Raw genomic sequence first — 19,596 nt, 5'->3', positions numbered from 1 at the left:
AGATAGCTTCCCAACATGTGGGATTTCCATAGGCTGTTGAGGGAGAGGCCGCCAGCATGAACTTGCCGAAGATCGCGCATGTGCGGGCGTTCGTCGTTCGCGGCGGGGGCGCCGACTATCACGATCAGGGCGAGGGGCACTGGATCGACGATCACATCGCCACCCCGATGAGCCGCTATCCCGAATATCGCCAGAGCCGGCAGAGCTTCGGGATCAACGTGCTCGGCACCCTGGTGGTCGAGATCGAGGCCACCGACGGCACGATCGGCTTCGCCGTCACCACCGGCGGCGAGCCCGCCTGCTACATCGTCGAGAAGCACCTTGCCCGCTTCCTCGAGGGCCGCAGCCCGACCGAATATGAGAAGATCTGGGACCAGATGTACTTCTCGACCCAATATTATGGACGTAAGGGCCTGGTGGTGAACGCCCTGTCCGGCGTCGACCTCGCGCTCTGGGACCTGCTCGGCAAGCTGCGCGGCGAGCCGGTCTACCACATGCTCGGCGGCGCGGTGCGCGACGAGCTGCAATTCTACGCCACCGGCGCACGGCCCGATCTTGCCCAGCAGATGGGCTTCATCGGCGGCAAGATGCCGCTCCACCACGGTCCCGCGGAGGGCGAGGAGGGGCTGCATAGGAACATCGCCGAGCTCGCCGAGATGCGCAGCCGGGTCGGCCCCGATTTCTGGCTGATGCTCGATTGCTGGATGGCGCTCGACGTCAACTACGCGACCCGCCTCGCCCAGCGAGCGCACGAGCATGGCCTGAAGTGGATCGAGGAGGCTTTGAGCCCCGACGATTATTGGGGCTATGCCGAGCTCAAGCGCAACGCGCCGACCGGCATGCTGGTCACCACTGGCGAGCACGAGGCGACGCGCTGGGGCTTCCGCATGCTGCTCGAGATGGATTGCTGCGACATCATCCAGCCCGACGTCGGCTGGTGCGGCGGCGTCACCGAGCTGATCAAGATCTCGGCGTTGGCGGACGCCCGCGGCAAGCTCGTCGTGCCGCACGGCTCGTCGGTCTATTCCTATCACTTCGTGATCACGCGGCATAACAGCCCGTTCGCGGAATTCCTGATGATGGCGCCGAAGGCCGACGAGGTGGTGCCGATGTTCCACCCGCAGCTGCTCGGCGAGCCGATCCCCGAGAACGGCCGGATGCGCGCCTCGGCGCTCGACCGGCCCGGTTTCGGAGTCGAGCTCAACCGCGACATCGCCCTCCACCGCCCCTACACCCACTAAGAAAGGCGCTTTCCCGATGAAGCTGCTGCGCTACGGCCCGCCGGGCCAGGAAAAGCCGGGCCTGCTCGATGCCGACGGACACATTCGCGATCTTTCCGGTCACGTCGCCGACATCACTCCGGCCGAGGTCACGCTCGCCGGCATCGCCCGGCTGAAGGCAATCGATCCCGCCTCGCTGCCGCGGGTCGAGGGCGAGCCGCGCTACGGCGTGCCGGTGAACGGCATCGGCAAGTTCATCGCGATCGGCCTCAATTATGCCGACCATGCCCGCGAGGCCGGCCTCGAGCCTCCGCCCGAGCCGATCTTCTTCACCAAGGCGATCTCCTGCCTGACCGGCCCGAACGACGAGGTGATGCTGCCGCGCGGCTCGGAGAAGACCGACTGGGAGGTCGAGCTCGGCGTGATCATCGGCAAGACCTGCCGCTACGTCGAGCAGGCCGAAGCGCTCGATCACGTCGCCGGCTACGTGCTGGTCAACGACGTGTCGGAGCGCTGCTTCCAGAAGGAGCTCGGCTCGCAATGGGACAAGGGCAAGGGCTGCGACACGTTCGGCCCGACCGGCCCGTGGCTGGTCACGCCCGACGAGGTCGGCGATTGCCAGGCGCTCGGCATGTTCCTCGACGTCAACGGCAAGAGGATGCAGACCGGCAACACGGCGACGATGATCTTCCCGGTCGCCGAGTGCATCGCCTACGTCAGCCGCTTCATCACTCTGCATCCCGGCGACCTGCTGATCACCGGCACCCCGCCGGGCGTCGGCGAGGGCCAGAAGCCGGAGAAGATCTTCCTCCGGGAAGGGGACGAGATGCGCCTCGGCGTGTCGAAGCTCGGCGAGCAACGGCAGAAGGTCGTCGCCTGGCGCAAGCTCAATGACGAGGCAGCCTGACATGACCAAATATTCGGGCCGCTTCGACGGCCGAACCGCGATCGTCACCGGCGGTGCGTCCGGCCTCGGCCTCGAGACCGCGCGGCGCATCGTCGCCGAGGGCGGGCGGGTCGTGCTCTGGGATCTCAGCGCCGACAATCTCGCCGGCGCCCGCGAGGTGACCGGCGCCGAGCATGCGATCGCGCTCGACGTCTCGGACGCCGCGGCGGTGGCCCGGGCCGCCGAGGAATCGAACCGCGTGCTCGGCCGGATCGACATCCTCGTCGCTAGCGCCGGCATCACCGGCGCCACCGCACCGGTGCACGAATTTCCGATCGACAGCTTCCAGCGGGTGGTCGAGATCAACCTCTACGGCGTCTTCTACTGCTGCCGCGAGATCGTGCCCTACATGCTGGCGAACGGTTACGGGCGGATCGTCAACGTCGCCTCGGTCGCCGGCAAGGAAGGCAATCCCAATGCCTCGGCCTATTCGGCGTCGAAGGCCGGCGTGATCGGGTTCACCAAGTCGCTCGGCAAGGAGCTGGCCGGCAAGGGCGTGATCGCCAACTCGCTCACCCCGGCGACGTTCGAGAGCCCGATCCTCGAGCAGCTCCCCCAGAGCCAGGTCGATTACATGCGCTCGAAGATCCCGATGGGCCGGCTCGGCGAGGTCCACGAATCGGCGGCGATGGTCTGCTTCATGGTCAGCGAGGAATGCAGCTTCACCACTGCGAGCGTGTTCGACACGTCGGGCGGCCGGACGACCTATTGAGCGCCCGCGAGGGAGGAGAGATGCGCGACATCCCGTTCGTAGACGCCCATGTCCATCTCTGGGACCTGGCGCGCATCTCCTACCCCTGGCTGGCGCCGCCGTTCTCCGACGACGGCCCGAACGGCAGCGTCGAGCCGATCGCGCGGACCTATCTGCTCGACGATTACCTGAGCGACGCGACCGGCTGGAATGTCGCCGGTCTCGTCCATGTCGACGCCGGCGCCGCCGCCAGTGCGGCGCTCGACGAGACCCGCTGGCTGCAGGACATGGCCGAGGCGCGCGGGATGCCAAACGGCATCGTCGCCTTCGCCGCGCTCGACGATCCCGACGTCGAACGCCTGCTCGCGGCGCATGTCGAGCATCGCAACGTCCGCGGCATCCGTCACATCGTCAATTGGCACGCCGACCCGAAGCGCACCTACAGCGAGCGCGACGTCACCGCAGACGAGGCCTGGCAGCGCGGCTTCGACCTGCTCGGCAGATACGGCCTCTCGTTCGATCTGCAATGCTATCCGGGTCAGTTCGCCAACGTGGCGGTCGCGATCGCGCGCAATCCCGCCGTGCCGGTGATCCTCAACCATTGCGGCATGCCGGCCGACGATCCCGATCAGTGGCGCCGCGAGATCGGCCGGCTTACCGCGCTCCCGAACGTCTTCGTCAAGCTGTCGGGCTTCGGCTTCATCGAGCGGGCCTGGTCGGTCGAGACGATGCGGCCGTTCGCGCGCGAGGTGATCGATCGCTTCGGGCCCGAGCGCGTGCTGTTCGCCAGCGATTTCCCGACCGACAGATTGTTCGCGTCCTTCGCCCAGGTGATGGAGAGCTTCGTCGACGTCTCCGCCGGCTTCAGCGAGGACGAGCAGCGCGCGATGTGGGGCCGCAACGCCGACCGCGTGTACCGGCTCGCCCTCGGGGTCTGAAGCGGCGAGGGGCGCGCTGAGTCTACGAGACTCTCCCCGCCCACTTCCGTTCGGGCCGAGCCTGTCGAAGCCTTTCCTTTCTGCTTGTCAGGAAGGGGCGGGGCTTCGACAAGGTCAGCCGCGAACGGCTTCTGGGAACCGATCTCTCGAGCGGGCGGCTCAACGGGCCGCGTCGCTGACCGGGGCGATCGGGATCACCATCAGCGAATGCTTCTTGCCGTTGGTCAACATGCCCGATTGCACCAGGATCCGCCGACCGTCGGCGCTGAAGCTCGGATGGGTGTGGTCAGGCTTCATCTTGTGGCCGGTGGTGAGCAGGGTGCGCTTGTTGTTGCTGCGATCGATCAGCCAGACGTTGCCGTCGAAATCATCGCCCGCCGCCCAGCGCCCGTCATAGGTCACCGCATTGTGCCAATAGCCGCCGGTGCTCGACGCATCCTGCGGGATGTTGGGATCGGTGAAATTGGCGAGCTCGGTGCGCTTGAACTCTTCGATCGGGATCTGACCGAGATGCTCGATCGTGTCGTCGCGCAGATTGACGACGAGCAGGCCGGTGGCGGCCTTCCTGAGCTCGCGCTTGTGGCCCATCAGGTTGAAGATGACGTGGTTGGCGTCGGCGAACTGCTCGTGGGTCACCCAGTCGGTCGGCCCCTCGTGGAAGACGGGGCGGTTGCCGCTGCCGTCGGCCTTGACGATCCACATCCGCTGTGGGGCGTCGCCGCCGGTCTCGTGGCAATAGAGGATCTCGCCCGGCACCAGCGGATTGGCCTGGACGTGGCCCATCCGGAACGGAGTCTCGATCACGGTGCGGACGCGGCCGGTGGCGAGATCGATGGCGCGCAGCCCGCCGGGCACCTGCGGCACCGGCTGACCGGGCTGGCGCGGTGGGGCGCGCCGCGCGTCGAAGCCGACATAAGCGGTCTTCTCGTCGGCATCGAGGGTGAAGCCGCCCGCCTCGATATGATCCCTAGGCAGGGTCGCGACGACCCGCTCATAGCCCTGCGGGCGCAGCGTCCCGGCCGCGGAATCGGCGAGAAGCGGAGTGAGGTCGACCTCGATCAGCTGGGTCTGCGCGTCCTCGGAGGGACGGCGCATGTAATAGAGCTTATTCGAGCGTCGGCCGAGATTGAGGCTGCCGGTGCCGGTGCCCGGCCCGTCGGTCAGCTGGATGATGTCGCCGGTGATCTCGTTCACCGCAAAGGCCTGCGGCGTGCCGTCCGGATCGCGGTCGGCCGAGCGAAAGACGATGTGGACGCCGTCCGCCGCCCATTGCGGATGGGTCGGGTAGTTCTTCGAATCGGCGTAGCGGCCGGAGGTCAGCACGGCGATCGGAACGCCGGTGACGCGGTCGACGATGCTGGTCTTCTCGGACGGATAGCGGCGGCCGACGTCCGAGCCCTGCGCGAGCGCGGGAGCGGCGGAGGCGAGAAGGGCGGCGGCGGCGAGCAGGCGGAAGCGCATGATCCTGATCCTCATTCGGGCTTGAAGGCGGGGGACGCGACAAGGGACATGGGAACGCCGCCGCGGACGCTGCCGAGGTCGACGAGCTGGACCTGCTCCAGCCCGTTGCCCGAGGCGCCGTCGCTGGTGACGGCGATGGCGAGCGTGTTGCGGCCATTGGGGTTGAGGATGCCGGTCGGCACGATGAAGGTCCGCTGCGGGCCGGCGTGGGCGATGAACTGGCCCATGTTCCAGCCGTTGACGAAGATCAGTGCTCGATAGCTGACCGCCGAGCGCGGCGTCTCGGGATTGCCGATGGTGAGGCCGATCGAGGCGTCGTGACCTTTGGGGACGCCGAGATCGAAGCTGGTGCGGTACCAGGTCGTGCCGGGCGGGACCTGGGTGGCGGGCAGCCGCGCCCTGGCCCAGCCATTGTCGGCGAAGCCGGGCAAATGCCAGCCCATCCGCTCGCCGAACTGGCCGCCGTTGTTCATCGGCCCGCGCACGGTGTCGGCGATCGCCTCGCCGCCTTTATTGCCCTGGATGCGCCATGCGATCGGCACCGCGAAGCTCGGACCCGACTGGCTGGACAACGAGACCGAGATCAGGCCGCGCGGCTCCTTGTGCGCATCGTCGGCTTCGAGATCCCAATTGTGGCCGTTGTTGCGCACCATCACCGCCAGCACGTGCGGCCCGGCGACCTGTGCCTCGGGCGGCAGAGTGAACTCGGCGACGCCGTGGGTGAGCGGCCGGGCCATGCCGGTCGGCAGCTCGTGCTGGCCGACGAAGCGGCCGTCGAGCCAGAGCTGGAGCATGCCGGTGCCGCCGCCGCCATAATGGAGCGCGATCTTGCGCGCGTCGGGACCGCCCTCGAAGCGCCCGCGATACCAGACGTCGCCATTGTGGAAACCGTGCGCCGACATGTCCATCGCCGGCTGGCCGGTCGGCGGTCGGATCGTCGCGGCGGTGCCCGCCTTGCCGATCTGCAGCCAGCTGGAATCGTCGAAGCCCGGCTGCGCCTCGGGCGAGCCGGCGGCCACCCGCCATTCGAGCAGGGTCGGGAGCGGGATCTTCAGCGCCTCGGGCAGCGGCTTTTCCGAGCGCCAATGGCCGTCGGCGGTCCGCTCGCCGCCGATCGTACGGCCGTTCAACTGCACCCTGCCGACGCGCGGGCCCCAGATCTCCAGATCGGCGGCCTCCCTGGTGTCGCCGGTCAGCGACAGCTGGCCGCGCGACAGGGCGGCGGTGCGCAGCAGGGCCGGGCCGCGGGCGAGGATCGCGCCGCCGGCCGTGTCCTGCCGCCAGAATCGGGCGGCGACATCCTCCTCGCCGATCAGCAGCATCAAAGGCGGGCGGCCGCCGCCGCTGACCCGCAGCCGGATCAGCCCGTCGTGGCGGTAGTTGAGCCTCAGGTCGCCGCTTGCCGGATCGAAGGCATGCTCGGCTGCGCCTTCCAGAATCTCGACCAGCGGCGCGCTCTCGAAGCGCAGCACTGTCTCGCCGTCCTCGCCCTTGCGGCCGTAGAGCAGGGCGATGTCGCCGTCCGCACCCTTGAGCTGGGTCTGCAGCTCGGAGGTCGAATAGACCAGCCGGTGGGCGCCGAGATCGTGCGAGGCGATCAGCAGCTTGGCGTCGAAGCCGTTGAGCCGCAGCGTGCCCGCCTGCGGCAGGCGGTAGCGGCCGTCGCGTGTCTCGAGATCGAAGCTGAAGGCGTCGTCGCTGCGCGCGTTCGAGGGATCGTGCGCGACGAACAGAAGGTGCGCCCCGGTCTCGGCATTCACATTGTGCCGGATCCGCACCTTGTCGGACGAGGTCTTGATCTCCGGCCCCTTGTCCATGCGGGCCAGGCTGGTGAAGCTCTGCACGAACTGGCCGAGCTGCTTCAGCTCGAGCGCCTTGGGCCGCAGGTTGCGCGCCTCGTCGATCGCGGCGCCGTAATCGTAGCTGGTGTAGACCACCGGCGCCGGCTGCCAGCCCCAGGAGGTGCCGCCGAAGCCCATGTAGAAGCTCTGGATGGTCAGCGCGTTGGCGAGGTTGGTGCCGTAGAAGACGCGCTGGTAGCGCTTGCCGCGCTGGATCGCGGTGCAGGGATAGGTGCCGTTCGAGCCCCAGTAATCGAACCAGCCGCCGCCGAACTCGGCGGCGAAGCCCGGGGTATCCGGCGAGGCGGAGGCACCGCCCTTGGCGCCGCCGGGGCCGTACAGCCCCCAGTCGGGCGCCGCGCCGCCGTTCGTCGGCCTGGCGAAGACGTCGCACGATCCGCCGGGATAGCCATCGAACGCATAGAGATCGCTCGGCCCCTTGATCGTGCCCTCGACCGGGCTCGACGCCGGCACCCAGCGGCCGTTGCGGCCGATGTCGTTATGGAAGATCGGGACGGTGATCCCGTCGGCGCGCGCGCGATCGTAGAGATGCCGCATGTAGCGCTGCTGTTCGGCATTGGTGAGCAGCAGCTCGTTCTCGATCTGGTGGAGGATCACCATGCCGCCGCCGTCGCTATATTGGTGCCGGGCGATGATCTTGTTGATCCGGGTCAGCCATTCGTCGGCGGCGGCGAGATATTCCGGTGCGTCGGTCCGGGCGCGGGCATTCTGGCGGACCAGCCAGCCGGGATAGCCGCCGCGGCTGAGCTCGGCGTTCACATAGGGGCCGGCGCGGGTGATGACGTAGAGGCCTTCCTCCTTCGCCATCTTCAGCAGCAGGTCGACGTCGCGCACGCCGCTGAAATCGTACACGCCCGGCGCCGGCGAATGGTATCCCCAGGCGAAATAGAGGGCGACGGTGTTGAAGCCGCTCGCCTTCATCTTCTGGAGGATGTCGCGCCACAGGCTCGGGCTCGGCAGCCGGTAATAATGGAATTCGGACGACCAGATAACCAATGGCTTGCCGTCGAGGATTATCGAATGACGATCGAACGACACCCGGCCGAAGTCGCGCCGGGCGGCCGTCGCCGCGGGCGCATCCGCAGGCGGCTGGGCAAGGCCCGTTCCCGCGAGCAGCAGGGCCGCTCCGCACGTGAGTCCCGTCCGCCAGCCCCGTACCATCCGTCTCTCCCGAAGCGCCGCTACCGGTCTTGCCGTCGGCTGGCGGCGCGTCAACTTGCTTGAAATGTGGAACGTCTTTCCAACATGTGGTATCAACCTCTCGCCGAAGGTCAAGGCTTTCGAACCATCTCCGCCGCCTCGCTGACGATCTCCGGCCGCGCGTCCGGTCGCTCGGTCTCGAGCCGGACGTCGTCCAGACGAACGCCGCGCGCGTGGCGCAGCCACAGCCCCCAGGCGGGCGTCACCCCGAACATGCTCGGCTCCGGATAGGCGTCGGCGAGCAGCGGCGGGCGCCGCGCGGCGTCCTCCGCGCGGCCGCCGCCCTCGTAGACCAGGCGCACGTCGCGCAGCCGCACGTCCTCGATCTCGTGGCCCGGCAGGCCGGCGATGGTCGCGGCGAAGCGTCCGTCGATGCCGATCGCCTCGACATCCTCGATCGATACGCCGCGCATCGCACCGATGCCGGTCCCGGGCGGCCCGCGTCGCCGGTCACCGAGTCGCAGGAAGATCGGCGCGGTGGTGACCTCGCGCATCGTGATCCCGGAGACGGAGACGTTCTCGATCGTGCCGCCGTCGACCGTCTCCAGCGCCAGGCCGCGCGATCGCTCGAAGCGGCAGTCGCGGATCGCGATGTCGCAAAAGCCGCCGTTCGACTCGGTGCCGAGCTTGATCCGCCCGGTGACCCGGTCGCGATCGGGCGCGATCTGCTGGGTTCGGCCGAACGTGCCGTCGAGCATCGTGCCGGGATCGAAGCCGCTGACCGAGCAATGCTCGATCACCACGGCCTCGGTCGCTGCCGGCCGGCCGAGCGCGAAGGAGCTCTTCAATACGATCGCGTCGTCATTGGGCGTGTTGACCCGGCAATGCGCGACGCGGGCATTGCGCACGCAGTCGAGATCGATGCCGTCGCGCTCGGTGTCGATCGTCAGGCGCTCGACGGTCAGGCCGTCGACGCCGGTGGCGAGGAGCGCGAAATGCCCGCCACCGTCGATGGTAAGATCGGCGACCCTGACATTGCGGCAGTTCTTCAGCGCGATCGCCTTGTTGCCGAGGCCGTTCATTCTCTCCGCCTCGGGCTCGAGCGCTCTTATCTCGGCTTCGCTCATGCCCTGCATCGACAGCGGCCGCTCGCCCGTCTCCTTGCGCCAGCGCGCACCGGGTCCGTCGCGGGTGAGGCCCTTGCCCTCGATCCGCCCGGGCCCGAGGATCGCGACGTCGTGGAGGCCGTCGCCCCAGATCAGGGAGTTGCGCCAGTGGCTGTGGCCGAAATCCTGGTAGAGCTCCTCCGGCCCTTCCTCGGGCGGATCGTAACGGCCGGCGTGCCGGGCCGGGTCGGCGGCCTCGATCACCGCCCCCACGGCGAGCAGCAGGGTGACGCCGCTCGCCAGCCGCAGCGAGAAGCAGAGAAAACGCCCGGGGCCGAGCAGCACCGTGCCCCCGCCCGCCTGCGCCGCCGCGGCGATGGCGCGGTTGATCGCGTCGCTGTCGATCGTGCGGCCGTCGCCGCGTGCGCCGTGATCTCGGGCGTCGAACAGACTCAATGGCAGGCGGCGCGGCCGAGCGGCGCGGTGCGGGCGAGATCGGGCCGGGTGGCGAGGACGTGGGCGGAGACGGGCAGGTTCAGCGCCTTCAGGTCGCGGGCGACGATCTCGGCGATGCCGCGCGCGCCGATCTCGCTGAAATGGGTGTCGTCGGCGATTCCCTCGGGAAAGGCGGCGACGCCGTCCGTCTTCGAATAATGGAGGAAGAGGCGCTTCGAGCCTTCGGCACCGGCCTGCTCGACCCAGGCACCGGAGTCGCGCTCGAGGTCGATCAGCGGCACGTCGAGCTCGGCGGCGAGGCCACGCACCGCGTTGGACCAGGCGGGGAAATCGGCCAGCACCCGGCCGTTCTCGAAATTGCGGCGGGTGACGGGGGTGATCAGCACCGGCTGGGCGCCGGCCGATTTCGCCACCGCGATCATGCGGATCAGGTTGGTGCGATAGGCGCCGAGCGGATCGGCATAGCGCTCGATCTTCACCCTGTTCGCGTCATTGTGGCCGAACTGCATGAGCAGAGTGTCGCCGGGCCGGATCTCGTCGGCGATCCGCTCGAGGCGCTTCTCGCCGATGAAGGTGCGGGTGCTGCGGCCGCCGACGGCATGGTTGCGGACGGCGACGCTGCCGTCGAGCGCGCAGCCGAGGAACTGGCCCCAGCCGGCTTGCGGATAGCGGTCCGCGGCGTAATTGGCGGCCGTCGAGTCGCCGGCGATGTGGATCGTCGAGGCGAGCGCGGGCATGGCGGCGAGCATGAAGAGAAGGACGGCCCCCGTGCGCAACATTGGCATTCTCTCCCGATATTGCCTGTCCATCGCACATGTGGGATGCTGTAGCAATATGTGGGACATTGCTTCGGTCGATCGTCGCGCCTTCCTCGCCGCTCTCGCCGGTGGTGCGGCGCTCGCCGGCTGCGCGCCGGTGCGAGGGCGCTCCACGCTGCTCTACCATGACGACTTCCGCTCCGGGCTCGACAAGTGGCTGGTCGAGGCGGAGAAGGGCGGGCGCTTCAGTGCCGAGGATGGCGTACTCGACATCGACAGTCCCGGCGGCGTCACCCTCTGGTTCCGTCCGCGGCTCGAGAGCCCCGTCGCGATCGACTATGAGGTGACGGCAGTTGCCGAGGGCGGGACGAACGACCAGGTCAGCGACATCAACTGCTTCTGGATGGCGACCGACGCGCGCGCGCCCGGAGGCGACGTGCTCGCCCGTCCGCGCAGCGGCGCCTTCGCCGATTATGACGAGCTGAGGACCTATTATGCCGGGATCGGCGGCAATCGGAACACGACCACGCGATTTCGCCGTTACATCGGCCGGCGCGACGATCGCCCGCTGCTGCCTCAGCACGATCTCTCCGCCGCGGCGGATCTGATCGTCCCGAACCGGCCGTACCGGATCCGGCTGGTTGCCGCAGGCTCGCGGATCGCGCTGATCCGCGACGGCCGCACCCTGTTCCGCCTCGACGATCCCGAGCCCTACACGCGAGGCCATTTCGGCCTGCGCACCACCTGGAGCCACCTGCGCATCCGCGACTTCCGGGTTCGGCGGCTGCCGGCCTGAGCGGGAACGCAGGAAAGCCGGCAAAATAAAATGTGGAACAGCGCCTCAACATATGGGATTTGGCTTGCCTTGCCGACCGATCCGTAGGACCAAGTCGGCAGCCAGACGCGTGGCGCGAAACGAGCGGAGAGGCGGATGAACGGCAGGACGAACCCGATGCGCTGCGGAGGGCTCGCCCTCCTGCTTCTCGCGAGCTGCGGCACGGCATGGGCGAAGGGGCCGGCGACGGTCTCGGGCCGCCAGGCCGAGGCGCTCGACCGCGGCCTGGTCGTGGTGCCGGTGAACGGCGGCGGCGGCAATCTCGTCAGCTGGCGCCTGCTCGGCGACGATCCGTCCGGCACCGCGTTCGCGGTCTATCGCGACGGCCGCCGGATCACGGCCGCGCCGCTGACCGCCGCGACCAGCTTCGTCGACCGGGGAGGGGCGGCCGGGTCGCGCTACAGCGTCCGCACCGTCTCGGGCAGCCGCACCGGTCCCGCCGGCGAGACGGTGGCCGTGCAGGCGTCCGGATTCCTGACCATCCCGCTCGATCGCCCGGCCGACCGCACTGCCCAGGACGGTAGCGTCTATAGCTACGAAGCCAACGACGCGAGCGTCGGCGATCTCGACGGCGATGGGCGCTACGAGATCGTAGTCAAATGGTATCCGTCGATCGCCAAGGACAATGCGTTCGCCGGCTTCACCGGCAACACCCTGTTCGACGCTTACACGCTCGACGGCAGGAGGCTGTGGCGGATCGACATGGGGCCGAACATCCGCTCGGGCGCGCATTATACGCAGTTCATGGTGTTCGATTTCGACGGTGACGGCCGCGCCGAGCTGGTCGCCAAGACGGCGGACGGGACGATCGACGGCGCCGGCCGGGTGATCGGCGACCGGCGCGCCGACTGGGCCGAGCGCGGCGGCGATGCGGCGAGCACCGACCGCACCGGATCGACCGAGCTGCCCGACGGCCGCCGCGTCGCCCAGCTCACCGGCCGGATCCTGAAAGGCCCTGAATTCCTCACCGTGTTCGACGGCCGTACCGGGCGGGCCCTCGCCACCGCGCCTTATGCGCCGCCGCGCCATCCGGACACGCCGAACCCGAGCGGCGACCAGCTCAAGGCCCTGTGGGGCGATTCCTACGGCAATCGCTCCGAGCGCTATCTCGCCGGCGTCGCCTATCTCGACGGCAAGCGGCCGAGCATCGTCATGGGCCGCGGCTATTACGGACGGTCGACCGTCGCGGCCTGGGACTATCGCGGCGGCAAGCTGGTCAAGCGCTGGCTGTTCGACAGCGCGGCGCCGGGCAACGAGCGCTTCGGCGGCCAGGGCAATCACCAGCTCAGCGTCGCTGATGTCGATGGCGACGGGCGCGACGAGATCGTCTACGGATCGATGGCGATCGACGACGACGGCAAGGGCCTGTGGAGCTCGGGCCTCCGCCACGGCGACACGATGCACCTCTCCGACCTCGATCCGACCCGCCCCGGGCTCGAGAAATGGGGCGTGCACGAAGAGGTGTCGCGCAACGGCGGGATCGGCGCGGCGATGCTCGACGCGCGGACCGGCGAGGTCCTGTGGTCGACCAAGGCGGACAAGGACACCGGCCGCGGCCTCGCCGCCGACATCGACCCGCGCTACCCGGGCGCGGAAGCCTGGGCGAGCAACACGCCCGATCTCTACGATGCCCGCGGCAAGAGCATCGGCCGCCACCCGCGCCAGACCAATTTCGCGATCTGGTGGGACGGCGATCTGTCGCGCGAGCTGCTCGACGGCGCCCGCATCTACAAATGGGACTGGCAGAAGCAGGAGAGCGTTCCCCTACTCGATCCAACCGGAGTCGTCTCGAACAACGGCACCAAGGCCAATCCGTCGCTCAGTGCCGACATCCTGGGCGATTGGCGGGAGGAACTGATCGTCCGCACCGCGGACAGCAGCGCGCTGCGCATCTATCTGACGCCGTACCCGACCGAGGTGCGCCTGCCGACGCTGATGCACGATCCGGTCTATCGCCTCGGCGTCGCGTGGCAGAACACCGCCTACAACCAGCCGCCGCACGCCAGCTATTTCCTCGGCACCGGGATGGCGCCGCGCGGGCGCTGAGCGGCCGGGTCAGCTCAGCCAGCGATGCCCGGCGAGCCGCTCCAGCGTCTCGGCCGGCAGCGGGCCCTCGGCGGCCGCGGCGAGATTGGCCGCGACATGATCGGGCCTGTGCATGCCGACCGCCACGGTCGTCACCGCCGGATGGGAGAGGGCGAAGCGCAGCGCCAGCGCCGGCAGCGCGTCGATCGGGAGGCCGAGGCTCGCCGCGATCGCTTCCGCCCGCGCCCGCGTCTCGCGCCGATGCGAGTCGAAGAAGTAAGCGGCGCGCCAGTCTCCCGCGGGAAACGGCTGCGCGAGCCTGGGCGAGAGCCCGCCGAAATAGAGCGGCGAGCGGGCGACGGCGCCGACGTCGTGACGGCGGCAGAGCGGCAGGATCTCCTCCGCGGCGGCCTGGTCGAACAGATTGTACATCAACTGCACACAGTCGATGCGGCCGCTCGCCACGGCATCCAGGCCGGCGGGAACGTCATGATCGAACAGCGAGACGCCGATCGCGGCGATCTTGCCTTCCTGCCGCAGGCTGAGCAGCGTCTCCAGCCAGTCGCCTTCGTCCAGCCACTCCGGGCACCAGGCGTGGAGCTGCACCAGCGCGAGCCGCTCGACGCCGAGGTCGCGCAGCAACTGCTCGGTCTCGGTGCGCAGGGCCGCGCCCGGATAGGCGTCCCCGGCGTGGACGTGCGGCGAGGGGAGGTCGAACGCCACCCGCGAGGTCGCGCGGCAGAGGACGTGCGGCGCCGCCCCGCCGCGTGCTCTGATCGCTTCGGCGAGGATCGACACCGCCTGCCGGTCCGCGGCGGCCAGTTCCACGGTGTTGATCCCGGAGCCGAGCGCCAGATCGACCGCCTGCGCCGCTTCGGCGGGATCGAGGCCGGGTCGCCCCAGCCCGGTTGTGCCGAGCGTCAGCTCGGACACGGCGATCCCGGTACGCCCTAGCCGCCGCATCCGCATCACGCCGGGTCCGCGGCGACGGTGATCACGATCTGGACGCCGGGGGCATGGCGATTGGCCCAAGAAGAGCAATGGAAAGTGCCCTGCGCGGCCGGTGTCGCGACGCGATGGATGCTGATCGCGCCGGGCGCCACCGACCACGCCCGTGCCGGATCGACGATGAACGGGAAGCGCCCCGTGGTCATCGCCGCGAGCTGCGCCGGCCGGTGCGCCCAGAGCGTCTCGAGCGGAGCGCCCGTGCGCAGGACCTCCGTGTCGAGGCGGCAGAGCAGGGGATGCTCTCGCCGCATGTAGGCGCCGTAGATCCCGGGATCGATATTGTCGGCCTGCGTGACGCGCATGCCGCCGGGCCGGCCGAGCGGCCAGAGCAGCCGGAAGGCGCGACGTTCGGCGACCCGGTCGACGTGCCAGACGAGGTCGCCCGGCGCGAAATAGGTGCGCAGGGCAATCTGCGGCCGCGCGCCCTCGACCAGCGCGGCGGCGAGGGCGGCCAGCCTCTCGATCTCGGCTGCGAGCGAGGCCCGCTCGGCGGCGAAGGCGCCCGCGAACAGCTGCCGCGCGACCAGCGCCAGGGCTTCGTCCGGAGTCTGGCCGCGGAAGTCGAGCCTGAAGCCGGGCGCCCGCTTCAACGCCTGCACCAGATCGCGGAACGGCTGCGCGTCGAGCGGTGCGGCCGCGATCTCCACCGCCTCGATCGCCGGGTCAGCGAGTCGCCGGCGGGCGTCTTCGGCACCGGCGTCCGCGGGCAAGCTGGCGAGGGCGGTCACCGCGCCTGCGGCTCGCCTCGGGCCGCCGCGGCCTCCTCGGGCGACAGCCTGCGGACCGCGCGGACCAGGCACCTTTGCGCGCCGCGGCCGCTCGCCGTCGGCACCACCAGCTCGGCATTGGCGCCGGAGCAGATGCGCTCGCTGCCGCGCGAGACGATGCCGATCCGCATCGCATAATCGACCTCGGGGCAGCCCGGCGCCAGGTCCAGCGCCCATGTCTCGCGGCGGCCGATGCTGACCAGGGCGCGATCGGGGCCGGCGTCGCTGAAGCTGGTCACTTCCGAGGCCCAGAAGCATTGCCGGGCACCCGTGTCGGTCGCCGCTTCGCTCGTTCCGCGCGACGAGGCGGTGCAGCCGGCGAGCAGCGGCAGGACGCACAGGAAGGGGAGGTGACGCATCGATCTTCTCCGCTGATTGCGCCTTTCTGTACCCAAAACGGCGGGTCCGCCAGAGATTGCCCACCGCCGGCGCGAGGCAAAAAAAGGCCCGGCGTCAGTCGCCGGGCCCAGGGGGGAGAGCAGGCAGACGCGCTGCTGCGGACAGGCCGGTCAGCAGCTTTCGCTGCCGTGGCGGGGAGACCGGCAGCTTACTTGCCGCCGAACTGGATGCGCACGCCGCCCATGATCCGCCGTCCGCCGTAGGACAGGCGCATCAGCCGCGGCGTGTCGTCGCCGAACGGCACGTACTTGCCGGTCGAGATGGTCTGCGCCTCGCGGGTCATGTTGCGGCCTTCCAGATAGACCTGGAAGTTGCGGTTGATGTTGTACGAGATCTTGGCGTCGATGAAGGTCGAGCCGTCGTTGAAGCGCGGCACGCCCGGGTTGTAGCCCGGCGCGACGAGGCGGACGTTGGTCCACTGTTCACCCGGATAGTTGATGTCGATGTTGTTGCCGCCGCACGGCGTGATGCACGAGAAGCGGGCGCTGCGCTTCTGGTACGAGACGCGCATGTTGAGCTTGCCGTCGTCATACCAGAGCGAGGCGTTGGTGTAATATTTGGACTCGTCCGGCGGCAGCATGATGTCGCCGGTGAGCGGGTCCTGCTGGCCGCTGGTCGCCGCCGAGGAGAGGATCGCGAAGTTCGCGTCGACGCCGGTGTGGCGCAGGAACCAGGGCAGGAAGGTGAAGGCGGTCTTCGCCTGGAACTCCCAGATGTCGCGCTTGTAGCCGGGGCCGTCGTCCCAGGTCGGAACCAGGAACTCGAGATCGGCGAGCTGCTGGCCGGTCAGCGGATCGGTCTCGGTGCTGGTCGCGAACGGCCGCTCGGCCCTGGTCACCGCGACCGGCTTGCCGATCTTCACGTCGAGCTTGCCGTAGGTCACCGCGAACAGCGTGTCGGCATTCGGATACCATTCGAGGCTGGCGTTGTAGTTCCAGGCGGTGAACGGGCTCAGGCCGGCGTTGCCGAGACGGCCGGTGCACTCGAACTCCTCGTTGTCCACGCCGAGCGCGGCGCGCTCGTCCTGGATCGTGCAGGTGCCGCCGGGAATGATCGTGTCGAGCGACGGCCGGGCGATCGTCTTGCCGCCGTAGAGCCGCAGGACGACCTTCTCGTTGAAGCCCCAGAGGTTGAAGTTGGCGCTCGGCAGCCAGTCGGAGGTCTTGGCGTCGACGGTGACGTTCTGGCTGAAGGTCACTGCGTTGATGCCGGCGGCCGCATTCGGGTTGAGCGGGTTGAACGACGAGGTCAGGCGGACGGCGCGCAGCGTCTGCAGGCCCGAGCCCTTGACGTCCGCGAAGACGCCGCGGATGCCGACATTGCCGTTGAACAGCAGGCCCAGCGGCAGCTTCTGCTCGAAATCGACCATCGCATAGACGTTCTTGATCGTCTCGCTGACCCGCTGGACGGGCTGGTCATATTCGTTGCCGTCGCTGCCCACGCAGCGGATCAGGCAGTCGAAGTTCATGAACTGCGACGCGCCCAGAGCGGAGAACAGTTCGTCGGTGCGGATGCCCTGCCAGGCGGGGGGCAGGTTGCCGCGGTTCGGCAGGTCGCCGAAATATTCGGAATCGCTGTCCTCGAGCGTGCGGGCGAACAGGTCCTGGAGCTCCTGCGGGGTCAGCGTGTCGAGGCCGGAGCGGACGTTGAGCGGGTTGGTGTTCGGAACGAAGCCGTAGTTGCACGACAGGCCGCCCGGCGCGGACGAGCCGGCGGTCGGCACGCAGGCGCGATAGTTGCCGCGGACCTGCGCGGTCGGGACGATCACCGCCGGCACGTAATCAGCCTGGCCGAACGTGCCCTTCTGCGGGATCACGGTGTAGCCGCCGGCGCCCCAGCGCGCGATCTTGTTCTGGCGGTACATCGCGCCGGCCTTCACCCGGGTGAGGAACGGCATGAAGTCGTCGGTCTTGTAGGCGGCGTCGAACTTGGCGATCTTCTCGGAGGCCTTGCCGAGGCGCGGCGAATATTGGACCGCGAAGTTCGGGGTGACCAAGGGCATCTGCGAGACGAGATATTGCGGCGTCGCCGGGCCGTTCGGCCCCGCGGCGACCGCGTTCTGGCCGATGCAGGTCGCCGGGTTGGTGCCGCCGGCGACGCAGGCCGGGGCGGCCGGCTGGACGAAATTGGCCGGATTGGTCTCGTCATAGCCGGAGGGCAGGCCAATGTCCCACAGGCCGTTCGGCTGCAGGGTCAGCGTCGCATCGCCGTAGCGATAGGAGCGCGAGGTGCGCATGTCGGCGCGGCTGGTGCGGGCCGAGGTATAGCCCGCCATCGCGTCGATCTCGAGCCGGTCGCTGCGATATTCGGCGCCGGTCTGGGCATATTTGGTCTTGGTGTCGATCTGGTTCTCGATCTGGTCGATCGTCACCGAATTGTTGGTCAGCGTCATCTGGGTGACGTTGTGAGCGTCATCGACGACGACGCTGCCCGGGACGACGTTCAGCACGTTGCCGCGGGTGGCGTTGTTGCCGACGTTGTTGAGACCGAATTGCGGATCGAACAGGAAATAGCCGGCCGGCGCGTTGGGCGAGACGCTGCGGACGCGCGGATAGCCGGTAGTGGTGTCGACGAAGGTGCCGGCGACGTTCTGGTTGAACAGCGAGACCGGGGTGCGGCTGCGGTTCTGGTCGTGGACCTGGCGGTTGGCCATCGTGCCCTTGGCGAAGACGGTCAGGTTGTCGGTGACCCGGAAGTCAACGCGGGCGTCGAACGCCATCCGTTCGTCGGTCTGGGTGTTCATGAAGTGCCGGATCAGCGACGGCGTATAGTCGTTCCACTGATTGAGGCAGGTCTGCTGCTCGAGGATCCGCTGCGACCGCTGCGCCGTGCTCGCCGTCGGGTTGTGCGGGAAGATCGTCAGGCATTCGGCCTTGGTCTGGGCGCCCGCCGCGAGCGTCACCAGCTCGCGCGGGGTCAGCGACGAGCCGTCCGGCGCGGTGCTGTTGGCGAACGGCACGTCGGCCGCGTCGGTGCCGACCGTTGCCGGATTGAAGCTGAACGTCTTCTCCGCGGACTGATCGAAGTCGAACAGGCGCGCGTAGCCGCGGTTGTTGCTGGTCGTGTTCTCGTAGCCGTGGCCGTTGTTCTGGATCTTCGAATAGCTGCCGCTGGCGATCACGCCGAGGCGGTTGTCGAGGAAGCGGCCGGCGGCGACGCCGTTCACGTCCGGCGTCCAGTCCTTGCCCAGGGAATTCTGGCCGAGTCCGGCGCGCAGCGAGAAATAGGGCTTCTTGAAGTCGAGCCCGGTACGCGTCTTGATCTGGACGGTGCCGCCGAGCGAGCCCTCGGTCATGTCGGCGGTCGAGCCCTTGACGATGTCGACGCTCTTGACGAGGTCGGCCGGAAGCTCGCGAAGGTCGCCGCCGCGGCTGCCCTGGCCGTCGATTGCAAGCGTGTTGGTGGCCTGGACGCCGACGCCGTCGAGCTCGACGCGGGTGAGATCGGGGCCATTGCCGCGCACCGCGACGCTCTCGCCCTCGCCGAATTCGTTGCGGCCGAGCGCGACGCCGGGGACGCGGGAGATCGCCTCGTTGACGTTACGGTCGGGGAAGGAGCCGATGTCGTCGGCCACGATCGAATCGGTCGCCGTGCGCGCGTCGCGCTTGCGGTTGTTCGACGATTGCTGGCTCGCGCGCGAGCCGGTCACGACGATCTCGTTGGCGGGCTCGGCCGCGTCCGTGACATCGGTCTCCGGCGGCGCCGCATCGGCTTCGGCGGCGGCGTCAGGGCCTGCCTGAGCCTCGGCCGGCGTCGTCTGCGCACCTGCGGTCCCGGCACCGAAGGCGAGCAGCAGGCCGAGAACGGCCCAGGACGACGTCGCACCGATGTTGCGGCGCAGGTTGGCGTGATTGACCATATTTCCTCTCCCCTGGGAGTGAGGCCGTGCGCGCCGTGGGGCATGTTCTGTTCTTCCCACGGGCCTCCATGCGGAGGGCCCCGACTCGTCTCGTTTAGCGCGGCTGCTCCATTTCCACAATATGG

The 19,596-nt window shown here is 68.9% G+C and carries 14 protein-coding genes; 6 read left to right on the top strand and 8 right to left on the bottom strand.

Translation table 11 applies throughout. The features are described from left to right. Nucleotides 1-56: 56 nt before the first annotated feature. The 4 genes from rhmD to E2493_RS14110 are packed head-to-tail and all read left to right on the top strand — an operon-like array spanning nt 57 to nt 3,795. Nucleotides 57-1,241, top strand: a complete 1,185-nt coding sequence (rhmD, locus tag E2493_RS14125) for an L-rhamnonate dehydratase (RefSeq protein ID WP_135087883.1) — start codon at nt 57-59, stop codon at nt 1,239-1,241. A 16-nt stretch (nt 1,242-1,257) separates the two neighbouring features. After that, nucleotides 1,258-2,127, top strand: coding sequence for a fumarylacetoacetate hydrolase family protein (locus tag E2493_RS14120; RefSeq protein WP_135087881.1), 870 nt, complete (start codon nt 1,258-1,260; stop codon nt 2,125-2,127). A gap of 1 nt (nt 2,128) precedes the next feature. Next, nucleotides 2,129-2,878, top strand: a complete 750-nt coding sequence (locus tag E2493_RS14115) for an SDR family NAD(P)-dependent oxidoreductase (RefSeq protein ID WP_135087879.1) — start codon at nt 2,129-2,131, stop codon at nt 2,876-2,878. A 20-nt stretch (nt 2,879-2,898) separates the two neighbouring features. Continuing rightward, on the top strand, nt 2,899-3,795 hold the full coding sequence (locus E2493_RS14110) for an amidohydrolase family protein (RefSeq protein ID WP_135087877.1): 897 nt from the start codon (nt 2,899-2,901) through the stop codon (nt 3,793-3,795). A 159-nt stretch (nt 3,796-3,954) separates the two neighbouring features. Here the strand turns inward: E2493_RS14110 and E2493_RS14105 are convergent, their stop codons facing one another. From E2493_RS14105 to E2493_RS14090, 4 genes are all read right to left on the bottom strand, one after another. Continuing rightward, a complete protein-coding gene (locus E2493_RS14105) occupies nt 3,955-5,271 on the bottom strand; it encodes an oligogalacturonate lyase family protein (protein ID WP_225421485.1) in 1,317 nt (438 codons plus the stop codon). Further along, the gene (locus E2493_RS14100; protein WP_135087875.1) at nt 5,268-8,279 is read right to left on the bottom strand and encodes a beta-galactosidase; all 3,012 of its coding nucleotides are present in this window, start codon (nt 8,277-8,279) and stop codon (nt 5,268-5,270) included. Before E2493_RS14100 ends, E2493_RS14105 begins: the two co-directional genes overlap by 4 nt. Before the next feature lie 110 nt (nt 8,280-8,389). Next, a complete protein-coding gene (locus E2493_RS14095) occupies nt 8,390-9,820 on the bottom strand; it encodes a rhamnogalacturonidase (RefSeq protein ID WP_225421484.1) in 1,431 nt (476 codons plus the stop codon). Then, nucleotides 9,817-10,599 carry a rhamnogalacturonan acetylesterase gene (locus E2493_RS14090; protein ID WP_318531698.1) on the bottom strand — a complete coding sequence of 261 codons (783 nt, stop codon included), beginning with the start codon at nt 10,597-10,599 and terminating at the stop codon, nt 9,817-9,819. Before E2493_RS14090 ends, E2493_RS14095 begins: the two co-directional genes overlap by 4 nt. Before the next feature lie 55 nt (nt 10,600-10,654). Between E2493_RS14090 and E2493_RS14085 the strand changes: the two genes are divergently transcribed. Together E2493_RS14085 and E2493_RS14080 are read left to right on the top strand one after the other, a co-directional pair. Beyond that, nucleotides 10,655-11,374, top strand: a complete 720-nt coding sequence (locus E2493_RS14085) for a DUF6250 domain-containing protein (protein ID WP_135087869.1) — start codon at nt 10,655-10,657, stop codon at nt 11,372-11,374. Nucleotides 11,375-11,509: 135 nt separating this feature from the next. Beyond that, nucleotides 11,510-13,459, top strand: a complete 1,950-nt coding sequence (locus tag E2493_RS14080) for a rhamnogalacturonan lyase (RefSeq protein WP_167737537.1) — start codon at nt 11,510-11,512, stop codon at nt 13,457-13,459. Between the two features lie 9 nt (nt 13,460-13,468). Here the strand turns inward: E2493_RS14080 and E2493_RS14075 are convergent, their stop codons facing one another. The 4 genes from E2493_RS14075 to E2493_RS14060 all read right to left on the bottom strand — a co-directional run bounded on the left by E2493_RS14075 (nt 13,469) and on the right by E2493_RS14060 (nt 19,471). Then, the gene (locus E2493_RS14075) at nt 13,469-14,371 is read right to left on the bottom strand and encodes an aldo/keto reductase (protein ID WP_167737536.1); all 903 of its coding nucleotides are present in this window, start codon (nt 14,369-14,371) and stop codon (nt 13,469-13,471) included. A 35-nt stretch (nt 14,372-14,406) separates the two neighbouring features. Further along, entirely contained in the window at nt 14,407-15,174 is a 768-nt protein-coding gene (locus E2493_RS14070; protein WP_135087865.1) for a hypothetical protein, read from the bottom strand. Next, nucleotides 15,171-15,572: a DUF6491 family protein gene (locus tag E2493_RS14065; RefSeq protein WP_135087863.1), complete on the bottom strand. Its 402-nt coding sequence runs from the start codon at nt 15,570-15,572 to the stop codon at nt 15,171-15,173. The genes E2493_RS14070 and E2493_RS14065 overlap by 4 nt, the downstream gene beginning before the upstream one ends. 188 nt (nt 15,573-15,760) lie before the next feature. Further along, nucleotides 15,761-19,471 (bottom strand): TonB-dependent receptor, encoded by a 3,711-nt coding sequence (locus E2493_RS14060; protein WP_135087861.1) that lies wholly within the window; start codon nt 19,469-19,471, stop codon nt 15,761-15,763. Between the last annotated feature and the right edge of the window lie 125 nt (nt 19,472-19,596).

Origin of the sequence: Sphingomonas parva (ex Maeng et al. 2020), assembly GCF_004564275.1 — a bacterium.
Classification (GTDB): Bacteria; Pseudomonadota; Alphaproteobacteria; order Sphingomonadales; family Sphingomonadaceae; genus Allosphingosinicella; species Allosphingosinicella parva.
Note: the sequence above shows the minus strand (reverse complement) of the source record. Positions and strands in the feature narration are given on the sequence as shown.

Bases quoted from the DNA above. Each gene is read 5' to 3' on its own strand.
- E2493_RS14080 (WP_167737537.1), top strand. From the start codon at position 11,510: ATGAACGGCAGGACGAACCCGATGCGCTGCGGAGGGCTCGCCCTCCTG.
- E2493_RS14090 (WP_318531698.1), bottom strand. From the start codon at position 10,599: ATGTTGCGCACGGGGGCCGTCCTTCTCTTCATGCTCGCCGCCATGCCC.
- E2493_RS14060 (WP_135087861.1), bottom strand. From the start codon at position 19,471: ATGGTCAATCACGCCAACCTGCGCCGCAACATCGGTGCGACGTCGTCC.
- E2493_RS14120 (WP_135087881.1), top strand. From the start codon at position 1,258: ATGAAGCTGCTGCGCTACGGCCCGCCGGGCCAGGAAAAGCCGGGCCTG.
- E2493_RS14115 (WP_135087879.1), top strand. From the start codon at position 2,129: ATGACCAAATATTCGGGCCGCTTCGACGGCCGAACCGCGATCGTCACC.
- rhmD (WP_135087883.1), top strand. From the start codon at position 57: ATGAACTTGCCGAAGATCGCGCATGTGCGGGCGTTCGTCGTTCGCGGC.
- E2493_RS14110 (WP_135087877.1), top strand. From the start codon at position 2,899: ATGCGCGACATCCCGTTCGTAGACGCCCATGTCCATCTCTGGGACCTG.
- E2493_RS14085 (WP_135087869.1), top strand. From the start codon at position 10,655: ATGTGGGACATTGCTTCGGTCGATCGTCGCGCCTTCCTCGCCGCTCTC.
- E2493_RS14065 (WP_135087863.1), bottom strand. From the start codon at position 15,572: ATGCGTCACCTCCCCTTCCTGTGCGTCCTGCCGCTGCTCGCCGGCTGC.
- E2493_RS14100 (WP_135087875.1), bottom strand. From the start codon at position 8,279: ATGGTACGGGGCTGGCGGACGGGACTCACGTGCGGAGCGGCCCTGCTG.
- E2493_RS14105 (WP_225421485.1), bottom strand. From the start codon at position 5,271: ATGAGGATCAGGATCATGCGCTTCCGCCTGCTCGCCGCCGCCGCCCTT.